The organism is Oricola cellulosilytica, from assembly GCF_019966575.1.
Classification (GTDB): Bacteria; Pseudomonadota; Alphaproteobacteria; order Rhizobiales; family Rhizobiaceae; genus Oricola; species Oricola cellulosilytica.
Map to the genome: position 1 here is coordinate 1 of NZ_JAINFK010000005.1, position 16,540 is coordinate 16,540.

Here is a 16,540-nt window from a genome sequence, read left to right on the forward strand (position 1 = left end):
TATCGTGAGCGGCCGAAGACACTTGTCGGCGAGACGCTGAAGGACTGCCACATCCTCGCCCTCGACGCCCTCAACAGCTCGTGAGCTTCAAGGGGCCCGCCAGCGACGAGCTCCGGACAGCGGCTTGCCGCTTACGAAAGAAGAAACCCGAAGAGCGTAAGGGCGGGACGAACAGTCCGCGCGTCTGCGAAGAATTTCGCGTTGAACCTCCCGCCGCGATTGTTTTTTCGCATCCGCGGGTTAACTGTTCACCGACGGGCCACGGAGAAACCAGTTGAGCGACGCGCAGATGGACGACGCCGAAACAACCGGCGACGCCTACGTTCATGATATCTACAGCGAGGACGGTGCGATCAGCGCCGATTTCCTCGACCGGATCAACGCGGCCATCGAAAATGGCGACGCCGACGCGCTGGCGGCCACGGTCGCCAATCTGCACGAATCCGAGCTCGGCGACGTTCTGGAAACCTTCGATAGCGACGAGCGCGGGCGCTTCGTTGGGCTGCTTGGTGACCGCTTCGATTTCTCGGCGCTCACCGAGGTCGACGAAGCCGTCCGCATGGAAATTATCGACGCGCTGTCGAACGACAAGATCGCGGCCGCCGTGCAGGCGCTCGATTCCGACGATGCGGTATACATTCTTGAGGACCTCGACGAAAAGGATCAGGCCGAGATCCTTGCACAGCTTCCGTTCACCGAACGGATCAGGCTACGCCGCTCGCTGGATTATCCCGAGGAAAGCGCCGGCCGGCGCATGCAGACCGAGTTCGTCGCAGTGCCGCCCTACTGGTCGGTTGGCCAGACCATCGACTACATGCGCGACAGCGAGGATCTGCCGACCAGCTTCGCGCAGATCTTCGTCGTCGACCCGACGTTTCATCTCGTCGGGGCGGTTGATCTCGACAAGCTTCTGCGCACGAAACGCCCGGTCAAGATCGAGGAGATCATGCGCGAGACGCGCCACGCTATCCCCGCCGAGACTGACCAGGAGGAGGCGGCGCAGATCTTCGAGCAATACGACCTTCTCTCGGCCGCTGTTGTCGACGAAAACGAGCGGCTCGTCGGCATCCTGACCATCGATGACGTCGTTGACGTTATCCAGGAAGAGGCCGAGGAGGACCTGAAGCGCCTCGGGGGTGTCGGTGACGAGGAATTGTCGGACTCGGTCGTCGAGACGACCAAATCACGCTTCCTCTGGCTGCTGATCAATCTGGCAACCGCCATTCTCGCTTCATTTGTGATCGGTCTCTTCGACGCGACCATCGCCGAAATGGTGGCGCTCGCGGTGCTGATGCCGATCGTCGCGTCGATGGGGGGCAATGCCGGTACCCAGACCATGACGGTCGCCGTGCGCGCGCTCGCCACCCGCGACATCGACATCTACAATGCCTCCCGCATCATCCGCCGCGAGGTCACGGTCGGATTTATCAACGGCATCGTCTTCGCGGCGCTGATTGGCTTGGTGGCGGCGGTGTGGTTCGCCAGCCCCGCGCTCGGCGGGGTCATTGGCGTCGCTATGATCATCAATATGGTGAGTGCTGCGCTGGCCGGAATATTGATCCCGCTTCTGCTCGACCGTTTCGGCGCCGACCCGGCGATCGCCTCCAGCGTCTTCGTCACGACGGTGACGGATGTGGTCGGCTTCTTCGCGTTCCTTGGTTTTGCCGCCTGGTGGTTCGGCATCTGAGGATGGGTACCCGCCTTGGCTCTAACCGCGCGGCTCTGCTGGAAAACCGTACGTTGATTGACTTTTACGTAAGAGTATTTCAATCATATTTGCCGTCATCGAAACGAGTGAGCCGAGTCGGCATATGCGCGACCATTACACCATTACGGAACTGACCCGAGAATTCGGGATTTCGACGCGCACGCTCCGCTTCTACGAGGACGAAGGCTTGATCCACCCGGTTCGCCGCGGACGCACGCGGCTGTTCCGGCCTGCGGACCGTGTGCTTGTCAGGCAGATCCTTCGCGGCAAGCGTCTCGGATTTTCCATCGCGGAAATCCGTGAGATCATTCAGATGTACAAGTCGCCGCCGGGCGAGGCCGGCCAGTTGCGCACGATCATCGACAAGGCGGCGGAAAAGCGCGAGGAACTTCGGCAGAAGCGCAAGGACATCGAGGACACGCTCGCTGAACTCGAACAGGTTGAGGAAGCCTGCCTCGGCCGTTTGGCCGAGTTGCGCGTCACCTCCTAGAATCCGCTCAGAACCAGCGGTTGACGCGCTTCTTGTAGTCGCGAAAGGCCTTGCCGAACCGCGCTTCGAGATGCCGTTCCTCCCGGCTTATAGCCATCAGCCACGTCGCATAGGCGGCGATGATGGCGAGCGGTAGGTACCACGCGATACCCGAGACGAGCCCCACACCGATCACGATCATCGTGTTGGCGAGATAGATCGGGTTCCGCGAGAACGAGAAGACGCCGCTCGTCACGATATGCTCCGACTTGCGGTGCGGCATGACGGTAGTGTTGGCCCGGCGCATCTGGCGCATGGCCGCAAAATCAATCGCCAGCGCTGCGGCGATCAGGAGCACTCCCAGCGCGAAGAGAAGTTCTGCGGTGATCCCCGGCAGCCAGGGCAGCGGCAGCGCCAAGTGTATCAGCCACCCGGCGATGAGGGCGATCGCATAGATGACGGGCGGCCATGGAAAGACATTGGGCCGCTCAGCGTAAGGTCGCTTGTCAGTTTCCATTTGCCCCGGCCTCGAACGAACATTGCTGCGATACAGCCGCTACGCGCGGATCGCTTTCCTGGGTGATTTCACCCTTATAAACGCTTTCGAACAGGCCGTCAGCGCTCAGCGTTTCGACCGCGCAACTGCAGAATGCGGTGCAATACTCCGCGCCGCTTTGCTCTGAACAGCTCCGCGCGCACGATTCCATGAACTGTGTCTCGGGTGAGACTTCGGGCGCCGGAAAAACCAGTGAGAAGACAAAGACAATGGCGATCAGAACCGGCTGGTGGACCAGATAGGTGATAAGGCTGTGGCGACCGATGAAGCGCAGCCCTCGCGCGCCCGGAATTTCTCGCGTTGAACGTTGGGCGAGGGTCTCGACGACGCCGGAGCGAAGTGAAGCCTTCGCCAGCGCCATGCCGAGCAGAACCATGCCGAACCACGGAAACAGCGGCACGTAATCATTCGAGCGTGGCAGCACGGGAGACAGGCCGGCCCATAGCAGAGCAGGATCGGAAAATGCCGGCGGCTCGTATTGCCCGCCAATGATGAACCAGAGCGCTGCGATTGCGACCAACGCGCCCGCCGGCCACTGAAGGAAAATGAGAGCAAGGAGGCTCGCCACCGCGATATGGTGGAGAATGCCGAAGAACACGTATGTGTCCGGCGTGAAGAAATAGGTTGCCACCGTAATCGCCGCCGCGGCCACCGCAACGACGGTGATCCGTCTGAGATATGCCCGCCAGCGAATTCCGCGATGATGCGCCAGGATGAGGCTGATTCCGACCAGAATCAGAAAGGACGACGCGATCGACCTTGCAAACCACTTGAGCGGCCCTTGACCCGTAATCCCTGCCTGCAGATACCCGAAGAACTCAAGATCCCAGGTGAAGTGGTAGATCGCCATTGCAACCAGCGCGAGTCCGCGAGTGAGGTCGATCAATTCGATCCGGCCAATCCTGCTTTCTGTGGATGCGCTCATGAGTATCCTGCCGTTAAACCCGCTCCGCCACGCGCTTGCATAGATGGTCGCCGGGAGGGAGCAATGTCATAAAGTCGATTTCGTGGCGGACTTGGTGGCAGCCTGACCCGTCGAGCCCGCACGCGCAATGAACAGCCCGGCGACAATCAGTGCAAGTGCGATCAGGACTTGTGGCCGCAGCGGTTCGTCAAGGATGATGACGCCAAGCATCACGCCGAAGACCGGAATCAGATTCACAGAATAGGCAAAGGTCGAATAGCCTACGGTACGAATGAGGTGAAACCGCAGGATGTAGGCAAGTCCGGTCGGGAACACGCCCAGGAAGAGAAGAGCGCCCAGCGCTTCGTTTGACGGAATCGTCTGTACCGGGCCGTCGACGGCGAGCGCGACGGTTACGAGGACGGCCGTGCCGATGGATAATGCTAGGAACGCCAGGCGGACCGGCGGCATCTCGATACGACGGATGAGAAGCCCGGCCGCGACGTAGCAGAGCGACCCGCCGACCGCGGCAAGCTGTGCGAGCACATCGCCTTCTCCAATTCCGGTCAGCGCGTCGGCACCGATGATAACGATCACACCGGAAAATCCGAGCAGGACGGCGGTCAGTTTGGCAGCATTGATCCGGTCGTCGGACGTAAAGAAATGGCTGCCGACGAGAGCTGCGAACGGACCGGTTCCCATGAGGATCGACGTCACCCCGGCATCGATCGTCAGTTCCGCCCATGAAATCAGGAAGAAGGGAATGACAACGTTCAGCAGCGCCATGGCGATGATGAGAGTCCAGCTCCGGCGATCGTGCGGCAGGACGATCCCGCGCCACAGCACATAAGGAAGAAGAACCAGCGTTCCCACGCCGACGCGGATCGCGGCCAGCCACAAGGGGCCGGTTTCCGGAACTGCGATCTTGATTGCAATGAATGCGGCTGCCCACGTCATTCCGGTCAGCATCAGGAGCAGCAGGTCGAGGGTGGTGGGTTTACGGATCGGTTTCATAAATCATTTTGGGATAAGGGCGATCGGGAGGAGATCGTCGCTTTTACCGTAGAAGCGCGCGGAGCCGTTTTCAAAGGGGATGGGGTTGTTCTTTTCCGTTTCGAAGGTCGGATGGCTGCTGATACAGCCCATCGGGATTCTTGTCCTGCTGTTTCTTGGATCGGCATCGGCGTCTATTCGTGGACCGGGCGAATCGCGCTAGACTGGTGACGCCGCAGGGTGGCGGCAGGCTTCGGGGAGAGCCGCGATCTTTCACTCTGTCCACAATGCAGAACTGCATGACAGCCATATGTCATTTGATGTTGCTCCCCGGCACGGGCGCCGCTATATGCGCCCGGCAAAAGAGCGCGGGGCAAACCGCGCCGATGCAAACAGGGGCATTTGGAATGGATGAAAAGATCGAGAAATCCTGCTGGGGAACCGCTGCCTGGGCAGTCGCGGGATTTGCAGTCGTCATGGTCGTCGTCTACCTGACCGGCATGTCCGGCGGCGAGGGCGTCGCCACCTCGATGGTGACGAAATAACGTTCCGGAGACCGTGATTTTCAGCGCCCGTGTCGTTACCCGGCAACGGCGCGTCGGAGGCCGGTTTCAACTTCGGGGATCTCTCTGATAGCGTGCCGTTTTTCCAACCCGGCACACGTCAATGTTCCTCTCGGTTTTCGAACTTTACAAGATCGGCATCGGCCCGTCGTCGTCACACACGATGGGGCCGATGTCGGCCGCCCGCAGGTTTCTCGACGAGATCCTGCAGGGCGACTGGCCGCGCCCCGCCGGCGCGCAGGTCGCCGCCCTCTCGGCTTCGCTGCACGGCTCGCTTGCCTTCACCGGCGTCGGCCACGGCACCGACCGGGCCGTGGTGCTCGGCCTTGCCGGATATCTGCCCGACGAGATCGATCCCGACGCCATCGAGGCGATCCTCGCGGAGGTCCGCGAAAGCGGGAAGGTGACGCCGCCCGGCCACCCGGCCTATGCGTTCGATCCGGCAAACGACCTTGCCTTCGACCGCACCAATCCGCTGCCCGGCCACGCCAACGGATTGAGCTTCAGCGCGCTCGACGGCGACGGCCGCACGCTCCTCAAACGCGTCTATTACTCGGTCGGCGGCGGCTTCGTCGTCAGTGAGGAAGAGCTGGCGCGCATGAAGAACGTCTCTCCGGCGGAAACGAAGTCCGACGTGCCGTACCCGTTCAGGACGGCGAAGGAAATGCTGGCGATGGCGAAGCGCAGCGGCCTGTCGATCGCGCAGATGAAACGGGCCAACGAGGAGACGGGCAAGAGCCGGATCGAGGTCAATGACGGGCTCGACGCGCTGTGGTCGGCGATGGATGGCTGCATCGAGCGCGGGCTTCGCGGCGAGGGGGTGATGCCCGGCGGCCTCAAGGTCAAGCGCCGCGCGCGCCAGATCCACGAGCGGCTGCAGGGCGAGTGGCAGTCCAACCGTCCGAACCCGATGCTCGCGAACGACTGGCTGGCGGTGTTCGCCATGGCGGTCAACGAGGAAAACGCGGCCGGCGGGCGGATCGTCACCGCGCCGACCAACGGGGCGGCCGGCGTGGTCCCGGCGGTGCTGAAATACATGCTGCGCTTCCACGACATGACGGGACCGGAGGACGTCCGCAATTTCCTTCTGACGTCCGCGGCGATCGGCGGGCTGATCAAGCACAACGCGTCGATTTCGGGCGCCGAGGTCGGCTGCCAGGGCGAGGTGGGAAGCGCGGCGGCGATGGCGGCGGCGGGCCTTGCGGAGGTGCTGGGCGGAACGCCGGAGCAGGTGGAAAACGCCGCCGAGATCGCGCTGGAACACCATCTCGGCATGACCTGCGATCCCGTTGGCGGGCTGGTGCAGGTGCCGTGCATCGAGCGCAACGCGCTCGGCGCGGTCAAGGCGGTGACCGCCGCCTCGCTGGCGATGAAGGGCGACGGCACGCATTTCGTGCCGCTCGACGCCTGCGTTGAGACGATGCGCCAGACCGGCCTCGACATGAGCGAGAAATACAAGGAAACGAGCCAGGGCGGCCTGGCGGTGAATGTCGTGGAGTGCTGAGGGGGGCGGCAGGGCCCATGACGCCCGATTTGGCGGATTTGCGCTTCTGTCCTACCCTAACGTCATGTGGAGTTTTCACCGCACGTCGATTGCCGGGCTCGCCGTGTTCGCGGCGGCCGTTTCCCTGGGATTTCCCGTCAAAGCGGGGTCCGGGGAAACGCTGACCGTCACGAGCTGGGGCGGAGCCTATGCCACCAGCCAGAAGGAAGCCTATGGCCGCTCCTTCGAGGCAGGGACGGGCATCCACATCGTCTGGGAAGAATATCGCGGCGGGCTGGAACAGGTGCGCGCCCAAGTGGGCAGCGGCAAGGTGGTCTGGGACGTGGTCGACGTTTTCGGCCACGATGCGCGCGCCGGCTGCGAAGACGGGCTGTTCGAGCGTCTGGGAGACGAGTTCTACCGGGAGGCGGGAATTGACGGCGACCTGCTGATCGACCGGCCGAACGACTGCGTCGGCCCCAACATACTGTGGTCGTGGGTGACAGCGTATGACGCCCGCGACTTCGCCCGCCGCGCGCCGGAGACGCTCGACGCTTTCTTCGACCTCGAGACCTTCCCGGGAAAGCGGGCGATCGGCGTGTATCCGCAGGCCAATCTGGAAATGGCGCTGGTCGCCGACGGCGTGCCGCCCGGCGAGGTCTATGCCGTGCTCGACACGGAGGAGGGGGTTCGCCGGGCGTTCGCGAAGCTGTCGACCCTGAAAGGCAATCTCGCCTTCTGGTCCGCGGGCGAGGAACCCGTCGAGATGCTGGCCGACGGAACGGTGGCGATGGCGATCGCCTATAACGGGCGGATCGGCGCGGCGGCGCTGGACGGCAAGGACTGGCTTTCACCGGTCTGGGACGGGCAGGTGGTCGAGGAGGAATGGTTCGTGATCCCGAAGGGGACGGCGAAGCTCGAAGCCGCGAGGGCCTTCCTGGGCCATGCCGCCCAGCCGCAGCAGCAGGCCGCGCAGGCGAAATGGATCACCTACGGGCCTATGCGCGGGAGCGCGCTCGACATCATCGCGCGGGGCGAGCCGTGGTTTCATACCGGCGCGCCCGTCCTGCCGCATCTGCCGACGACGACGGCGCGGCTCAATCGCAGCGTCATCTCCGATCCGGCATGGTGGGCGCGGCGAAGCGGGGAACTCACCGAACGCTTCGCCGCCTGGCGCAAGAATCTGGGCAACTGATCGGACCGCTGATCCGGGCAACTGACGCTGTTATGCAATTCAGTCCGGGTGATGGTCGCGCACGGCACAGCTCGATTCGAGCAGGATCGACGCCCAGTGGAAATTGGATTTCAGTCCGCGTTCCTCAAGCCAGGCTTCCTGCAGCCTGTAGGCGTCCCATTCCTGGGCCTGCGGACAGTACCAGTGTTTCGCGCCTACCTGCATGTGGTGGACCATCTCGTGAAGCAGAACGCTCTGGTCGTAAGGGTCGGCCGGAAACCACGGGCGGACGATATAGATCGTGGCTGTCGCCTCGTCGTAATGGCCGCGCGTCCGGTTGCCGAGCGAAACCTGCCGCTCGCCGGTTCCGACCGTCTCGCCCTTCGTGACGAAGGCCACGGCCCGGACAGGCGTATCCGCGATGGCGTACTCGCTGTTTTCGGCGATCCAAGAAGCGAACCCGGCGAGCAGACTTGTAACGGCAGGTTCTTCCCAGTCCGCGAGCGTTCCGGTGACCTCGGTCCCGGCGCGGGCCTGTGAACCGGTCATAACGGCGCCCGAGAGCGCCAGGGCGATGATGATGGAGCGGACGGTGTTCATTCGTGACCTCCCTTTCCGAATTGGACGGGACAGGTCTGCCCGGCCGGGCTCAGGAGCCCGTGAAGCCGCTCTCAAGAGATTCTCAAAAATGACGTTTCGCGGGTCGTTTCGGGCGGAATTGCCGCGCTGCCGGGCGGATGTGCTTGATCGGCAGCCCGAAACCGCCTCAAATCGGGCCATATGAAAAAGCTGGAACTCAGGCTGCTGGGCGGTTTTGAGCTCCGGACGGCGGAGGGTGAACCCGTCGCCGGGCCGGACACGCGCAAGGCGCGCGCTCTTCTGGCCTATCTCGCCATGCACGAGGGGCGGCCGCAGCGCCGCGAAGCGCTGGCGGATCTGCTCTGGGGACTGAGCGGGCAGAAGCAGGCCGCGAGTTCGCTGAGCCAGGCTCTTTATTCCATCCGCAAGGCGTTGGCTCCGCCGGGCGTCGATTTCATCGACGCGACCCATGAGGAAGTACGGCTGGAACCGGGCGTGATCGCTGTGGACGTTATGACCTTCGAGGATCTGGCGCGTGCCGGAGACCCGTCGTCATTGCACGAGGCATTGGCGCTCTATCGGGGGCCGTTCCTTGCCGGCCTGGAGATCGCCGAAACCGGCTACGAGCACTGGCTTTCCGCCGAACGGAGCCGTCTAGAGGGTCTTGCCGTCGATGCGGGCAGCCGGCTCATCGCCCTGCGGGACAAACCGGACCGGACGAGCGCGGCGGATGCCGAAAGGCTGTTGGCACTCGACCCCTACAATGAAGCGGCGCACCGCCACCTGATGCTGTTCCATGCCCTGTCGGGGCAGATATCGCGAGCGATCCGGCAATACGAGCACTGCCGGGAAGAGCTGAAGGAAGACCTGGATATCGAGCCGTCGCAGGAGACGCGGGATCTGCATATGCGGATTAAGGCCGGGGAAATCCCGCCCGAGGCCGCGACGATGCCCGCTGGCCCATCAAAGCGGGACGGGACCTTCAGCTCGCCGTGATCGGCAGGAATGTGATGGTGGGGGTCGCCATCGCTTTCTTCGCCGCCGCGGTGTGGTGGTTCGCGCCGGGGCCGGTGACGACGCATCCCGGACCGGACAATTCCGCGCCGCGGCTCGCCATCCTGCCCTTCGAAATCGAGTCCGACGATGCGAACGTACGGGCTTTCGCCGGAGGGATCGCCGACGACATCACGACGGAACTCTCGCGCTATCCCGGACTTGCCGTGCTGTCGCGCGAAACGGCGCAGCGGTTTGCGGACGACGACGGCGAGGCCGGTGAACTCGGCGTAACGCATCTGTTGCGCGGTCGCATCCGCAGGCGAAGCGACAGATTGACGGTCAATGCGTGGATGACGGATACGGGCACCCGCGAACAGGTCTGGGCGAAACGCTATCGGGGCAGCGCCTCCGATCTGCTCGAATTTCAGGACACGATCCTTGAAGATGTGGTTGCCGCGCTGATGGAGGCGCTGCCGGCTTCCGGGGGGGCGCCCGATGCCAGCCCGGGAACGGAAAGTCTCGACGCCTACGAGGCTTATCTCGTTGGGTTAACTTACTATTTCGAACTGACTCCGGAAGCGAACGCCCGGGCGGCCTCGCGCTTCCGTTCCGCACTCGAGGCCGATCCGGGCTTCGCCAAGGCCCGGGCCGGCCTCGCGAAGACCTACCGGCGAGCCGCCTTCGCCGATGACTCGTTCGCTGAGGCGCTCGGCATCAACTGGGCCGAGGCGTATCTGGAACTGAAGGTTCTGCTTTCGGGCGAGGCGGAAAAGACCGCCGATGCGCTCGTGCTCGAGGCCGGGCTGGCCCTGCGGCGGCGCGACTATGCCGAAGCGGCGGGAAAGGCGCGTCAGGCGCTGAAGCTCGAGCCAAGCAATGTCGAGGCGCGGCAGGTTCTTGCAGAGACGCTGATCTACGCAGGCGATCCCGAACGCGGCGAGAACCACGCCCGCCTGGCCCTGCAGTTGAACCCTGCGCTGCCGGCGCGCCCGACCTTTCTCGCAGGCCTTGCCCGATATGCGCGCGGCGACACGGAAGGTGCGATCACTGCAGTGCGCGACGCGGTGGCCATGGCGGGCCGGCGGGAGGCCGAATTTGCCGGACTGCTGGCCGCGATGCTGGGTGAGGCGGGTGACGCCGATGGGGCCGAGGACATGCTCGCGGCCTATGTCTCCTCCCTTGAAAATCGCCCGCGCCGCGAATGGCAGGTGCTGACGCGGACCCTCGACAATCCGCGCGCGCGTAGCTGGGAGCGGCCGACGGTCGCCACGGCAGTCTATGCCTACCCGTTCTCCGACGCAGCGATCCTGAGCCGGATCGCCAGCGGGTTCGAAGCCGCCGGGCTTGCCGGTGCGACGCTCGGTCACTTTCCCGCCGCGGAGCGCAACCGTCTCGATGATCGGGCCGTGAGGGGACTGATGTTCGGCGCCTCCGTGGAAGGTTCGGGCGAGACGGCGGTCTGGCGCCAGACCCGAAGTTCCGACGGGGCGGTCATCCGAACATCGGGACGCGGACCAATGCTGCAGGTCCCGGAAGGTTCGTCCCGCGTCCGAAGGGGCGAGATTTGCGATACGTGGCACTGGAAAGGGCGCATTATCGAAAGTTGCGCTGCGGTTTATCGAATCCCCGACGACGCGCCGATCTCGGTGCTCGGAGACTATCTGCTGGCAACCGAGTTCGGGGCGTTTCCCTTCCGACAGGATCTCGTCAATTGAGCCGACAGAAATCACGGAACTCAGTGGCAAAGTCCATTGTGCCGCTCGACGCCTGCGTGGAGACGAGGCGCAGACCGGCCTCGACATGAGCGAGAAATACAGGGAAACGAGCCGGGGCGGTCTGGTGATGAATGTCGTCGAGTGCTGAGCGGGGCAGGGACCATGACGCAGATCAATGCAGGCAGGTGTTCGATCCGGGCATAGTTTTTGTCAGGATGACCAGACCGATAAAAGATACACCGATAAAAAATACCAGTGCCGCTGAACGCCGGGCGGCTCTGAAGGTCGTGCCGCCGGCCCGGCCGGCGGCCGCCCCGCAGGCGGGATGCACCGGAAATGCCGCCGAGGAGGTCAATCCGCATCCCTACCAGTATCTCGACCGGATAGCCCGCGCCATCGTTGCCCATAATACCGGCGGCGTTTCGCCCTTCTCGATCATGCAGGCCTGGTCGGACTGGCTTCTTCATCTCGGCCGGGCTCCCGGCCGTCAGCTTGAACTCTCGGAGCGGGCGGTGCGCAACCTGCTCGAAGTGCTGAGCTACTCGGCGCGCCTTCCGGTCGACCGGAACGTCGAGCAGCCGTTCAAGCCGAAGGAATTCGACCACCGGTTCGGGCATGCATCCTGGTCGCAAATGCCCTTCAGCTTCTGGAAACAATCGTTTCTGGCCACTCAGGACTGGTGGGATCATGCGACCGGCGCGCTGCGGGGCGTCAGCAAGGATGACACGAACCGGGTCAATTTCATGATCCGGCAGTATCTCGATCTGTTCTCCCCGTCGAATTTCCCGGCGACAAACCCGGAGATCATCGAGGAGACATCGCGCCGCAAGGGGGAAAATATCGTCGAAGGCGCTCGCCATTTCATCGAGGACGTGGTCCAGACCTGGACGCAACGCGCGAAGGAACCGCCCGAAGGACTGGAAATCGGCAAGGACATCGCCTGTACGCCGGGCAAGGTCGTCTATCGCAACGACATATTCGAACTCATCCAGTATTCGCCCGCCACCCCGGATGTGCAGGCGGAACCGGTGCTCCTCGTGCCGGCCTGGATCATGAAATACTATATTCTCGACCTGTCGCCGCATAATTCGCTGGTTCGCTTCCTGGTCGACAAGGGATTCACGGTCTTCGCGATGTCCTGGTGCAATCCGACGGCCGATCAGGCTTCGCTGTCGCTCGACGACTACCGCAAGCGCGGCGTGATGGAGGCGATCGACGCGATAACCGCCATCACCTGCGGCCGGAAGGTTCACGCGACCGGGTACTGCCTCGGCGGCACGATACTGGGCATCGCGGCGAGCACCATGGCCCGCGACGGGGACGACCGCCTGGCCTCCGTCAGCCTGTTTGCCGCGCAGGTCGATTTTTCGGAGGCGGGCGAACTCCTCCTGTTCCTCGACGAGAGCCAGGTCGCCTTCCTCGAGGATCTGATGTGGGCGCAGGGCTATCTGGATCGACCGCAGATGACGCGAACCTTCGCCACCATTCGTGCCGAAGACCTGATCTACACGCGCGCGGTCCGGAGATACTTTCTCGGAAAGGAGGACCTGCCGACCGACCTGACGGTCTGGAACAACGACACCACAAGGATGCCGGCCAGGATGCACGGCGAATACCTGCGCGCATTGTTTCTCGAAAATCGCCTCTCGGGGGGACGTTTTGCGGTCGAGGGCCGGGTTGTTGCATTGAAGGACATCACCGCCCCGGCTTTCGTCGTCGGGACGGAGAAGGACCACATCGCCCCGTGGCGGTCGGTCTACAAGATCCGGCTGTTTACCGACTGTGAACTGACATTCGTCCTGACCAGCAGCGGACACAATGGAGGTGTCCTGAGCGAGCCGGGCCATCCCGGCCGGTATTACCGCACGGGCGAGCGGCGGCCCGGAGACAATTACGTCGATCCCGACACATGGTGCCGCGAACGCGAGCCCGTCGATGGCTCCTGGTGGAACGAGTGGGCGGACTGGCTGGCCGTCAGATCCTCGGGGCTGACCGAGCCGCCAGAAATGGGTGGTCCGGACAATCGCTTCCCGGCCGTTGCGGACGCGCCGGGGCATTACATCTTCCAGAAATAGCGATGCGGCCGGCAAGACGAATCCGGTTGGGCGGCGGGCCGGCTCTCTAGGTCGCCGTGTTGCCTTCGATGGCGCAACGGAGTGGAGCCGGACGGGCCGCGCGGTCCCCTGAACTACCAGCCCGATGTCTTCGACCATCCCGTCGGCTCGGACGGATACAGCCCGCTGAGACGGCTTCTCCTTGCCACCTGGGTCGGGGGCGCCGAACCGCGGCTGTTGACCTCGGCCGAGGAAGTTGACGCCGCCATAGCCGGGGGAGAAATTGCAGAGGAGCGAACGGACGTGGTGGTCAACGCACCTTTCCTGACCTGGAAAGGCGGGCAAAGATGACACCCGCCTGACAGGGGAGATTGGCAGGGACCGCCGATGAGCAGGATCTTGACACACTGGGTGCTGCCCGCGGTCGGCGGCGGCCTTGCCCTTGCGCTGATATTCCGGCTCTACGGCGGACTGGACTTTGCGCGCTTTCTGCAGGGGCTGCGGGACGCCAACCCGTTCTGGCTGCTTCTGCTGGCCGCGACTATCCTGCTGGAACAGTGGCTCAGCGGCTGGAAGTGGCGGCAGATCCTTCACGACGTCAAACCCGTGGCCACGATGCGGCTGACCGGCGCGTTGCTGGCAGGCCACGGGGTCAATGCGCTGGTGCCACTTGGAATAAGCCCGTTGGTGCGGGCATGGCTGGTTGCGCGCCTCGAGCGCTTGAAGATGGCCACCGTGCTTGCGACGACCATCATCGCGCGCTTTCTCGACGGGGTCGTGTTCGCGCTTTTTGCCGGTGTGGTCGCGGCAGCCGGGCGAATACCGCAAATCGAGGGCGACCTCAGGCTGGGGTTGAGCGTGGCGGGGGTGTTGAACCTTGCGCTTTTCGGAGGGCTGCTCTGGGCTCTTTTCAGGTTCCGGGCGCTCTTCGCCCGCGAGGGGCCCCTGATCTGCCGTCTGTTCGACTGGACGGCCGCGCGGATGAAGGCCGACGGACCGGGACTGCGTGTCTCGCTGTGCGACGGGATCGTCTGGCCGCGGGCGCGCGCCCGGCGGCTCGCGGCCATCGCGGCGGCCGTCGCCGGGAAGCTGGTGGCGGCGACACATTTCGTCTGGGCCGGGCTGGCGGTGGGCGTGGTTCTCAGCGCCTGGGACTATCTCTTTTTGATGGTCTTCACGGGATTCGTCATGGTGCTGGGACGGTTCGTGCGAATCCCTGCAAGCTTCGTCTTCGGCGCGGGGTTTGCGTTGAAGGCGCTCGGCGTGGCCGATGAACCGGCGCTCCTGATGATCCTGTTCAACTACATCATCACGATCATTCTGGTGGTCGGCATCGGGCTGTTCGTGCTCTGGCAGAGCGGAATTGACATCCGCCAGGCTCGAATCGAGGCAGAGGCGGCCAATGCGGGCCTCTGACCGGACCGACTGCCCTGCGCCCGGCCGGTTTCCGCGCATCGCGGCTGCGGGCGCGGCCTTTCAGGGCGGTGCGGCGGCGGTGGACAGCGCAACCGTGATGGCAAGCCTGGTCCATTTGCTGACCGGCAGCGCGTTGGCCGTAGGTTATGCGAGCGCCGTCCTCCGCCTCGGCTGGCTGTTGCCGCAGATGGTCGTCGGCTATCTGGCCGACCGGGCCGAACGACGCATGCCTTTTTACATTTTCGGGGCTTTCGGCCGTGCGGCCGCGCTCGCATTGATTGCCGGGTTGCTGTGGTGGTGTTCGGACTGGCCGCCTGTCCCGCTGGCGCTGGGGTTCCTCGGCCTCTGGACGGTGTATGCGTTCGTGAGCGGGGTGGTGGCGGTGCCCTATAACGATATCGTCGGGCGGACCATTCCTTCGGAACGGCGGAGCCGGATGCTGGCGTGGCGGTTTTTCGGTGGCGGGCTTCTGGGGCTTGCGGTTGCCGCGGTGCTGCGCATCGCACTGGATCTGCTGCCGCCGCTCGAAGCCTTTGCGCTGATCTTTGCGGTGGGTTCGGCGCTCATGCTGATTTCGTCGTTCCTGTTCGTCTCGGCGGGCGAGCCGGCGCCGCCCCCGAAGAGGCAGGCGCCCCAAAGACGCGGATCGGTGGTGGCGTTTCTGCGCGAGGGCTTGGACACGGTACGCCGCGACCCTGCCTTTCGGCAGTTCCTGATCTTCCAGTGGCTCGGCTCGGCGACATTGATGGCATTGCCGTTCTATGTGGTCGCGGCGTCCGGCCAGGGCCTGGACGCCGCCGCGGTCGGAACGCTCCTGGCCGCGCAGACGACTGGGTCGCTGGTATCGAACCCGCTGTGGGGACGGCTGGGGGACAGGGCCGGCAAGCTGCGTCTGTTGGAGGTGGTGGCGGTGATGCGGATCGCGGCGCCCCTGCTGGTGCTGGTGCTAATCGCAACGGGTGTCGGAATTGCGGGATTCGTCGTACTGTTCGTCCTGATCGGGATGATGATGAACGGCGTCACTATCGGTTTCCTCGGATTTCTGATGGAGATTTCCCCGGACGACCGGCGATCGGCCTATTCGTCGTGGTTCAACACCTTCGCGGCCCCGGCGGCGCTGTCACCGATCGTCGGTGCCGCCCTCGTCAGCATCATCGCAATAGAGGCGGTTTTCGTCCTCGCCGCGTTGGCGGCGATCGCCCAGATCGGCGTCCTGTCGCAGATGGGCAGATCGATGAGGATCGCGCGATGATCCGCTTGCGGCGCCTGCTCAAGCGTATCTGGATCCCGATAATCCTCAGGGTGTGGGTGCTTGCCCGCCTGTGGTACCGGTTCTGGGGGGTTCGGCTTGACGGGAGGCCGCAGGACGAGGTGTGGTATTTCGCCTATGGCGCCAACCTCAATGACACCGTGTTTCTCGGCCGCCGCCGGATGAAACCGTTGGACTGGCGTGTGGGGAAGGTCACGGGATGGCGGCTTCGGTTCAATCTGCAGGGCCGTCCGGTGGGCAGATCGGCGCCTGCCAATATCGAACCGGCGACCGGCGAAGAGCTCTGGGGCGTGCTGTTCCTGATCACCCGCCGGGAAATGGTGCGGCTGAATTCGACCGAAGGCGTGCCGGGCTGGCGTTACCGCCCGGTCTGGTTCGATGCCGAAGACCGGGAGGGCAATCGGCACCGGGCTTTCAGCCTCATGGCGGACGGACTGCCTGAGGATGGCAATCCCTCCTTGCGCTACATCACATTGATCCGCGAAGGCGCGCGACAGCACGGTTTGCCGGAGCACTGGATCGAGAAGCTTGAAAAGGTTCGGCCTGCCGAAGAGGCGGCGTGATGGCAGCCAATTGACGCGGAGCGACCAAATGCTCTCAACCCCCATCAAAATTCCGCACAGCCCTTGACCTGCCACACCGGCAGCCTACACCCGATCC

The 16,540-nt window shown here is 63.9% G+C and carries 16 protein-coding genes; 12 read left to right on the forward strand and 4 right to left on the reverse strand.

Features of this window, described 5'->3' with window-relative positions:
- Nucleotides 1-289: 289 nt before the first annotated feature.
- Both mgtE and LC298_RS12375 read left to right on the forward strand, forming a co-directional pair.
- A complete protein-coding gene (gene mgtE, locus LC298_RS12370) occupies nucleotides 290-1,687 on the forward strand; it encodes a magnesium transporter (protein WP_131570303.1) in 1,398 nt (465 codons plus the stop codon).
- A 124-nt stretch (nucleotides 1,688-1,811) separates the two neighbouring features.
- Nucleotides 1,812-2,198 (forward strand): MerR family transcriptional regulator, encoded by a 387-nt coding sequence (locus LC298_RS12375; protein WP_131570273.1) that lies wholly within the window; start codon nucleotides 1,812-1,814, stop codon nucleotides 2,196-2,198.
- A 7-nt stretch (nucleotides 2,199-2,205) separates the two neighbouring features.
- Here the strand turns inward: LC298_RS12375 and LC298_RS12380 are convergent, their stop codons facing one another.
- The 3 genes from LC298_RS12380 to LC298_RS12390 all read right to left on the reverse strand — a co-directional run bounded on the left by LC298_RS12380 (nucleotide 2,206) and on the right by LC298_RS12390 (nucleotide 4,651).
- Nucleotides 2,206-2,694 (reverse strand): methyltransferase family protein, encoded by a 489-nt coding sequence (locus tag LC298_RS12380; protein WP_131570271.1) that lies wholly within the window; start codon nucleotides 2,692-2,694, stop codon nucleotides 2,206-2,208.
- Nucleotides 2,684-3,658: a heparan-alpha-glucosaminide N-acetyltransferase gene (locus LC298_RS12385; RefSeq protein WP_131570269.1), complete on the reverse strand. Its 975-nt coding sequence runs from the start codon at nucleotides 3,656-3,658 to the stop codon at nucleotides 2,684-2,686. The genes LC298_RS12380 and LC298_RS12385 overlap by 11 nt, the downstream gene beginning before the upstream one ends.
- Before the next feature lie 66 nt (nucleotides 3,659-3,724).
- The gene (locus LC298_RS12390) at nucleotides 3,725-4,651 is read right to left on the reverse strand and encodes a DMT family transporter (protein ID WP_131570267.1); all 927 of its coding nucleotides are present in this window, start codon (nucleotides 4,649-4,651) and stop codon (nucleotides 3,725-3,727) included.
- Between the two features lie 386 nt (nucleotides 4,652-5,037).
- Here LC298_RS12390 and LC298_RS12395 point away from each other — a divergent pair, with 386 nt between their 5' ends.
- The 3 genes from LC298_RS12395 to LC298_RS12405 all read left to right on the forward strand — a co-directional run bounded on the left by LC298_RS12395 (nucleotide 5,038) and on the right by LC298_RS12405 (nucleotide 7,871).
- On the forward strand, nucleotides 5,038-5,175 hold the full coding sequence (locus LC298_RS12395) for a hypothetical protein (RefSeq protein WP_199223318.1): 138 nt from the start codon (nucleotides 5,038-5,040) through the stop codon (nucleotides 5,173-5,175).
- A 121-nt stretch (nucleotides 5,176-5,296) separates the two neighbouring features.
- Entirely contained in the window at nucleotides 5,297-6,697 is a 1,401-nt protein-coding gene (locus LC298_RS12400; RefSeq protein ID WP_131570265.1) for an L-serine ammonia-lyase, read from the forward strand.
- On the forward strand, nucleotides 6,681-7,871 hold the full coding sequence (locus LC298_RS12405) for an extracellular solute-binding protein (RefSeq protein WP_131570263.1): 1,191 nt from the start codon (nucleotides 6,681-6,683) through the stop codon (nucleotides 7,869-7,871). Before LC298_RS12400 ends, LC298_RS12405 begins: the two co-directional genes overlap by 17 nt.
- A 39-nt stretch (nucleotides 7,872-7,910) precedes the next feature.
- Here LC298_RS12405 and LC298_RS12410 read toward each other — a convergent pair whose 3' ends face one another.
- Nucleotides 7,911-8,450, reverse strand: a complete 540-nt coding sequence (locus tag LC298_RS12410) for a DUF6647 family protein (protein WP_131570261.1) — start codon at nucleotides 8,448-8,450, stop codon at nucleotides 7,911-7,913.
- Between the two features lie 180 nt (nucleotides 8,451-8,630).
- Between LC298_RS12410 and LC298_RS12415 the strand changes: the two genes are divergently transcribed.
- From LC298_RS12415 to LC298_RS12445, 7 genes are all read left to right on the forward strand, one after another.
- Complete coding sequence (locus LC298_RS12415; protein ID WP_131570259.1) at nucleotides 8,631-9,425, forward strand: AfsR/SARP family transcriptional regulator; 795 nt, start codon at nucleotides 8,631-8,633, stop codon at nucleotides 9,423-9,425.
- Nucleotides 9,422-11,140: a hypothetical protein gene (locus tag LC298_RS12420; protein ID WP_131570257.1), complete on the forward strand. Its 1,719-nt coding sequence runs from the start codon at nucleotides 9,422-9,424 to the stop codon at nucleotides 11,138-11,140. The genes LC298_RS12415 and LC298_RS12420 overlap by 4 nt, the downstream gene beginning before the upstream one ends.
- A gap of 215 nt (nucleotides 11,141-11,355) precedes the next feature.
- The gene (locus tag LC298_RS12425; RefSeq protein ID WP_131570255.1) at nucleotides 11,356-13,215 is read left to right on the forward strand and encodes a PHA/PHB synthase family protein; all 1,860 of its coding nucleotides are present in this window, start codon (nucleotides 11,356-11,358) and stop codon (nucleotides 13,213-13,215) included.
- A gap of 81 nt (nucleotides 13,216-13,296) precedes the next feature.
- Nucleotides 13,297-13,545, forward strand: coding sequence for a DUF7482 domain-containing protein (locus LC298_RS12430; protein WP_131570253.1), 249 nt, complete (start codon nucleotides 13,297-13,299; stop codon nucleotides 13,543-13,545).
- Nucleotides 13,546-13,581: 36 nt separating this feature from the next.
- Nucleotides 13,582-14,610 carry a lysylphosphatidylglycerol synthase transmembrane domain-containing protein gene (locus LC298_RS12435; RefSeq protein ID WP_131570251.1) on the forward strand — a complete coding sequence of 343 codons (1,029 nt, stop codon included), beginning with the start codon at nucleotides 13,582-13,584 and terminating at the stop codon, nucleotides 14,608-14,610.
- A complete protein-coding gene (locus LC298_RS12440) occupies nucleotides 14,597-15,862 on the forward strand; it encodes an MFS transporter (protein ID WP_131570249.1) in 1,266 nt (421 codons plus the stop codon). Before LC298_RS12435 ends, LC298_RS12440 begins: the two co-directional genes overlap by 14 nt.
- Nucleotides 15,859-16,443 (forward strand): gamma-glutamylcyclotransferase family protein, encoded by a 585-nt coding sequence (locus LC298_RS12445; RefSeq protein WP_131570247.1) that lies wholly within the window; start codon nucleotides 15,859-15,861, stop codon nucleotides 16,441-16,443. The genes LC298_RS12440 and LC298_RS12445 overlap by 4 nt, the downstream gene beginning before the upstream one ends.
- The last annotated feature ends 97 nt before the right edge of the window (nucleotides 16,444-16,540 follow it).

Bases quoted from the DNA above. Each gene is read 5' to 3' on its own strand.
- LC298_RS12385 (WP_131570269.1), bottom strand. From the start codon at position 3,658: ATGAGCGCATCCACAGAAAGCAGGATTGGCCGGATCGAATTGATCGAC.
- LC298_RS12410 (WP_131570261.1), bottom strand. From the start codon at position 8,450: ATGAACACCGTCCGCTCCATCATCATCGCCCTGGCGCTCTCGGGCGCC.
- LC298_RS12445 (WP_131570247.1), top strand. From the start codon at position 15,859: ATGATCCGCTTGCGGCGCCTGCTCAAGCGTATCTGGATCCCGATAATC.
- LC298_RS12440 (WP_131570249.1), top strand. From the start codon at position 14,597: ATGCGGGCCTCTGACCGGACCGACTGCCCTGCGCCCGGCCGGTTTCCG.
- LC298_RS12395 (WP_199223318.1), top strand. From the start codon at position 5,038: ATGGATGAAAAGATCGAGAAATCCTGCTGGGGAACCGCTGCCTGGGCA.
- LC298_RS12435 (WP_131570251.1), top strand. From the start codon at position 13,582: ATGAGCAGGATCTTGACACACTGGGTGCTGCCCGCGGTCGGCGGCGGC.
- LC298_RS12390 (WP_131570267.1), bottom strand. From the start codon at position 4,651: ATGAAACCGATCCGTAAACCCACCACCCTCGACCTGCTGCTCCTGATG.
- LC298_RS12405 (WP_131570263.1), top strand. From the start codon at position 6,681: ATGTCGTGGAGTGCTGAGGGGGGCGGCAGGGCCCATGACGCCCGATTT.
- LC298_RS12400 (WP_131570265.1), top strand. From the start codon at position 5,297: ATGTTCCTCTCGGTTTTCGAACTTTACAAGATCGGCATCGGCCCGTCG.
- mgtE (WP_131570303.1), top strand. From the start codon at position 290: ATGGACGACGCCGAAACAACCGGCGACGCCTACGTTCATGATATCTAC.
- LC298_RS12415 (WP_131570259.1), top strand. From the start codon at position 8,631: ATGAAAAAGCTGGAACTCAGGCTGCTGGGCGGTTTTGAGCTCCGGACG.
- LC298_RS12380 (WP_131570271.1), bottom strand. From the start codon at position 2,694: ATGGAAACTGACAAGCGACCTTACGCTGAGCGGCCCAATGTCTTTCCA.
- LC298_RS12425 (WP_131570255.1), top strand. From the start codon at position 11,356: ATGACCAGACCGATAAAAGATACACCGATAAAAAATACCAGTGCCGCT.
- LC298_RS12375 (WP_131570273.1), top strand. From the start codon at position 1,812: ATGCGCGACCATTACACCATTACGGAACTGACCCGAGAATTCGGGATT.